Below are 5381 nucleotides of genomic sequence, written 5' to 3'. Positions count from 1 at the left end.
CCAGTCTGCCGTTCGATGTTCAGCTCGAACTCGTACGTTCGATGAAGGGTTTAGAGCACGCACATATCTTGCGGCCGGGATACGCGATCGAATACGACTACTTCGATCCGCGTGCGCTGAGAGCGTCGCTTGAGACGAAAGCGATTGGAGGCTTGTTCTTCGCCGGGCAAATTAATGGAACAACCGGTTATGAAGAAGCCGCCGCGCAAGGGTTGCTCGCTGGTATCAACGCGGGATTGCAGATTCAAGGCAAAGATGCGTGGTGCCCGCGTCGCGATGAAGCCTATCTGGGTGTACTCGTGGACGACTTGGTGACGCAAGGGGTGTCGGAGCCGTATCGCATGTTCACGAGCCGCGCGGAATATCGGTTGTCCTTGCGGGAAGACAACGCCGATATGCGGTTGACAGAGATCGGCCGGACGCTTGGCGTGGTTGACGACGTCCGCTGGAACGTATTTGAGCAAAAGCGCGAAGCTGTTTCACGTGAAACACTGCGCCTGAAATCCACCTGGGTTAATCCAAAAACGTTATCCGTCGAAGATGCTGTGGCGTTGCTCGGTAAGCCGATCGATCACGAGTACAGTCTTGCCGACTTGCTTCGTCGGCCGGGCATAAGCTACGCCGCTGTTTGCGCGCTGAAGAACGACACGGGCGCCGAGGTGGTACTCGCAGAGGACGCAATCCTTCGTGGTCAGATTGAAGAGCAAGTTGAGATAGCCATCAAGTACCAAGGCTACATCGACAGGCAAGCGGGTGAAATCGAGCGGAACGGAGCGCACGAAAACACGCGTCTGCCAGAATCATTTGATTACGCTGAAGTCCGTGGCCTGTCATTCGAAGCTCGGCAGAAGCTGACGCAGTTCCGTCCGGAAACGATTGGACAGGCATCGCGTATTTCGGGGATCACGCCGGCTTCAATTTCGCTGCTGATGGTGCACTTGAAGCGAATCATGGGCCGCGCGGCGTTGTCCGCCGATTCCACGATAAACAGCCGATCGGGACGCGGTCGCGCGCCTTCGGTCCAATGACGACGCGCGAAGCGGGGCAGCCCGATCTGACTGCACTTTTGGATAGTGGAATCGATCAACTCGATATCGACGTCTCTCAGCAGCAAAAGCAACAGCTCCTCGACTACGTAGCGTTGCTCGCCAAATGGAACGCGGTTTATAACCTGACTGCAATCCGCGATCCCCGCCAGATGCTGATTCAGCACATTCTGGATTCGCTTGCGATCGTGCCGACGCTGTCCAGACGTGGTCCGTCGTCGGCGCTCGATGTCGGGTCGGGTGGCGGATTACCGGGGATTGTCATGGCAATCGTACTGCCCGACTGGCAAGTCACCCTCAATGACATCGTTCATAAAAAAACGGCGTTTCAGTCGCAAGCGAAGCTTCAGTTGGGCCTAAGTAATCTTTCCGTGGTCACAGGGCATGTTGAAACGTTGCGCCCCGGCGTCGAAGTGCCATTTCTTTTTGATGTCATTGTCTCGCGAGCGTTCGCAGAGCTTTCCGACTTCGTTACACTGGCGCGTCATCTCGTAGCCGGGAACGGCCGCATCTGGGCGATGAAAGGCGTCAGGCCCGACGCCGAGATCGCGCGGCTATTACCCTTGGGGGCAGAAGTACGCAGCATTGAACGCCTACGGGTGCCTATGCTCGATGCTGAGCGCCATCTCATCGAGATCGAGGTTTGATTGAAGCGGTTTTAATTAAGCAAACACTGAATCAAAATTACGCGCACGCCTGGCATACAGCGAAGCAACAAGGGATAACAAACGATGGCAAAAATCTTCTGCGTCGCAAACCAGAAAGGCGGCGTTGGAAAGACAACGACAGCAGTCAACCTCGCAGCGAGCCTGGCGGCGCTCGACCAGCGAGTTCTGCTGGTCGATCTGGACCCACAGGGCAACGCCACGATGGGCAGCGGCATAGACAAGTCCACCGTCGAGAACACGATCTACGACGTCCTGGTGAATGGCGTCACGGTGCGGGAGGCGTGCACTCGTAGCGACGCCGTGCGCTACGACGTGTTGCCTGCAAATCGCGAATTGGCTGGCGCGGAAGTTGAACTGGTGACCGTTGAGAATCGCGAGCGCGTGTTGCGTAGCGCATTGGCGGAGGTGTTGGGCGACTACGATTTCATACTGATAGATTGCCCGCCCGCGCTGTCGCTCCTTACGCTGAACGGTTTGTGCGCGGCGCACGGCGTGGTTATTCCAATGCAATGCGAATACTTCGCGCTCGAAGGCTTGTCGGACTTGGTCAATACGATCAAGCAGGTCCACGCAAACCTGAATCGCGACCTGAAAGTCATCGGCTTGTTGCGGGTCATGTTCGATCCGCGCATCACGCTGCAGCAACAGGTATCTGAGCAATTGAAAGTGCATTTCGGCGACAAGCTTTTCGATGTTGTTATTCCCCGAAACGTGCGTCTTGCCGAGGCGCCGAGTTACGGCTTACCGGGCGTCGTGTTCGATCGCGCGTCCCGAGGCGCGCAGGCTTACATCCAGTTCGGCACGGAAATGATGGAGCGCGTACACGCGCTCTAAACGGACAAGGCGTCGAGATGGCAGAACGAGGAACCAAAATGAACGCGACGGTGAAGAAAAAAGGGCTGGGACGTGGGCTCGAAGCGTTGCTGGGCGGCAATTCGGATATTAGCGAAGCGGTGCGGGCTGAGGGTCTGCCGACCGTATTGCCGCTGAGCCGAATGCAGGCGGGCAAATATCAGCCGCGTACGCGCATGGACGAAGGTGCGCTCCAGGAACTGGCGGCCAGTATCCGTGCTCAGGGTTTGATGCAGCCGATTCTCGTGCGCGAAATTGGCGACGACAAGTACGAGATTATCGCGGGCGAGCGACGTTTTCGGGCAGCCAAGCTGGCTGGGCTCGACGAGGTTCCCGTCCTCGTGAAAAATGTGCCAGATCAGACCGCCGCGGCGATGGCGTTGATCGAGAATATCCAGCGCGAGGACTTGAATCCGCTGGAGGAGGCGCAGGGCATCCAGCGCCTGCTCGATGAATTCGATTTCACGCACGAACAGGCGGCCGAAGCGGTTGGCCGCTCGCGCAGCGCTGTGTCGAATCTGCTGCGGCTTCTCAACCTCGCCGTGCCGGTTCAAACGATGCTGCTCGCTGGCGATCTCGATATGGGCCATGCACGCGCGTTGCTTGCCGTCGACGCGGCCACGCAGATCCAGTTGGCAAACCAGGTGGTGAACAAGCGCATGTCGGTGCGCGAGACCGAGAAACTCGTTTCATCCACGACAAAGGAAGTCCCCGCCACCAAGGCGCGACTCGCGAACGATGGCGGGCGTGACACGCGCCGGCTTGAAGAGGAGTTGTCGGATCTGCTGTCGGCGAACGTGAAAATCAAGATGAGCGGGCGAGGACGCGGCAAGCTGCAAATCGATTTCGGCGATCTCGACGCGCTGGAGGGCATTCTCGGACGTCTGCGAACTGGGCAAACTGAATCAGTGACGGGCGCAAAGATGAATGGCATCGACGGCGCGACGCAAGCGGTCGCTTGAGCTTGAACCCAGGCGCATAGCATCAAAGCAGGGCGGGGCGCCTTGGGGCCGGCGCGGCACGAACATGCGCGCGAGCTCGATGGGCGCTGAACTCAGACGAAACGCCATTCCAGGATTATTCGCGCCGCCCCGCTATCCCAAGGGCGCAACACCGCGCGTTTCCCGGGGCCATGACCCACAACAAGCCAGTCTGGCGATCGCACACCGGTTTGCTCGGCCAATAGCTGCCATATTCCTCCAAGCAAGGATGTGACGAAATGCCGCGCCGACCCAGAACGACCCGGTATGTCTCGAATGCGCCACGCCGTTTATTCAGTATCGTTGCAATATCGCCTCGCACAAGAAGACGACTCGATTCTCGCGAGATCCGTCCTGAAAGCGGTATATGACGACATCCGGCCTTTCTACGCTTCATCCGACCTAAACTGCTTGTACGAGCAAGCGAAGTCTCGGTTCTGAGACCGGTTTTTCAGGGGCGTCTGCTTGTTTTTTGATGCAGCTAAACTATTGAATCTGTGACAACAATCGCTTACAATCGCCCGGATTTATCAGCTTGCCGATCTCGAAAGCGCGACGTAAGTGTGGACGATAATCCGGGCTCCAGGTGTTCAGGCTAGCGAGCAATCGAAGCCCAAGAATGCGTGGTTGTGACTGACTTTGGTGAGAAGCGTGATGGCGGTGCGAGAGCAGGATCGAGCGCCGGAAGGCGCACAGAGCGGGCGGCAATTGCGCTCGACTGAAGGCAAGCCTATCGTTTCCCCTCGTCGGCCTGATCCGTCGTTCGACGAATCGTGGGACGCAGAAGCAATCGAATCAGCACAGGACAACAAAATCGTTCCGCTCACGCGGGCGGAAGCGGAGACGCTGTTCGGTCCTGATGTGAGTCGTCCATCGCGTGTCACGCCGTTCAAGGTCGTGGCGGCGCAAATGGTTTTGTCCCTGTGTGTGACGTTGGCATGGTGGCTGTTCTACAGTCCACCGGGCGCTGCTGCGCTGTCGGCGTTCCTCGGAGGAGCGATCTGCTGGGTTCCGAGTGGGCTGTTTGCGGCGCGCCTGAAGGCGAAGAGCGGCGCCGAAACTGTGGCGAGCTGGGTGATCGGCGAAGCGATCAAGATGGGCGCGACTATCGCCATGTTCGCGGCTATTGCGTACGGTTATAAAGGCGTGCTGTGGGTGCCGCTTCTCGTGACCTACCTCGTCGCGCTGAAGACGTACTGGGTCGCGATGGCGTGGAAGTAGCCAATCGAGATGAGGCGTGGGAACAAGCAGAATAAGCAGCACGCGCAGGACACGTATAAACGGCACAGCGCCAACGGTATCAGAGCAAAATAATTCGTGCGGATTTCGATCCTGCACGCGGGCACGTGCCCTGCGAGCCGCAACGAACAGGCGGTTCGGGGATCCCACGGGCAGAGACGCAAGATTTTCGACAATTTGGGTGGCTTTAACGTTATGGCAGCTAGCGAAGGAACGCGCGCGATGGATCCGTCGGAATACATCGCGCACCACTTGCAGAATCTTTCCACCTCACATCAGACGTCGATCTTCGATATCCACGTCTGGAATATCGACACGTTGTTCTGGTCGATCCTGTGCGGCCTCGTCACGATCGCGATTCTCGGCCTGGCCGCGCGCAAGGCGACCTCCGGTGTGCCGGGGCGTTTCCAGTGCGCCATCGAGATGCTGGTCGAAATGGTGGAAGACCAGTCGAAGTCGATGATTCACGGCAGCCGCCGCTTCATCGCCCCGCTCGCGTTGACCGTGTTTGTCTGGGTCGCGCTCATGAATTCGCTCGACTTCATCCCCGTCGATTTGCCGGGTCGCGTGATCGGCTGGCTGGGATTGTCGACGGC

At 58.2% G+C, this 5381-nt stretch carries 6 protein-coding genes; all 6 read left to right on the top strand.

Annotation, left to right across the window (positions count from 1 at the left end; genetic code table 11):
• Positions 1–1028 (top strand): FAD-dependent oxidoreductase (locus WCA53_RS24495; protein ID WP_423916534.1); only part of this gene is annotated, 1028 nt, incomplete at its 5' end.
• Entirely contained in the window at positions 1025–1693 is a 669-nt protein-coding gene (gene rsmG, locus WCA53_RS24490; RefSeq protein WP_423916531.1) for a 16S rRNA (guanine(527)-N(7))-methyltransferase RsmG, read from the top strand. The genes WCA53_RS24495 and rsmG, both read left to right, overlap by 4 nt.
• An 84-nt stretch (positions 1694–1777) precedes the next feature.
• Positions 1778–2548 carry a ParA family protein gene (locus WCA53_RS24485; RefSeq protein WP_423916529.1) on the top strand — a complete coding sequence of 257 codons (771 nt, stop codon included), beginning with the start codon at positions 1778–1780 and terminating at the stop codon, positions 2546–2548.
• Between the two features lie 38 nt (positions 2549–2586).
• Positions 2587–3528 carry a ParB/RepB/Spo0J family partition protein gene (locus WCA53_RS24480; protein ID WP_423916527.1) on the top strand — a complete coding sequence of 314 codons (942 nt, stop codon included), beginning with the start codon at positions 2587–2589 and terminating at the stop codon, positions 3526–3528.
• Positions 3529–4200: 672 nt separating this feature from the next.
• Positions 4201–4767 (top strand): ATP synthase subunit I, encoded by a 567-nt coding sequence (locus WCA53_RS24475; RefSeq protein WP_423916537.1) that lies wholly within the window; start codon positions 4201–4203, stop codon positions 4765–4767.
• Positions 4768–4980: 213 nt separating this feature from the next.
• Positions 4981–5381 (top strand): FoF1 ATP synthase subunit A (locus WCA53_RS24470; RefSeq protein ID WP_423916525.1); only part of this gene is annotated, 401 nt, incomplete at its 3' end.

Source organism: Caballeronia sp. (assembly GCF_049581465.1).
GTDB lineage: Bacteria > Pseudomonadota > Gammaproteobacteria > Burkholderiales > Burkholderiaceae > Caballeronia.
This window is presented reverse-complemented; position numbering and strand designations above follow the sequence as displayed.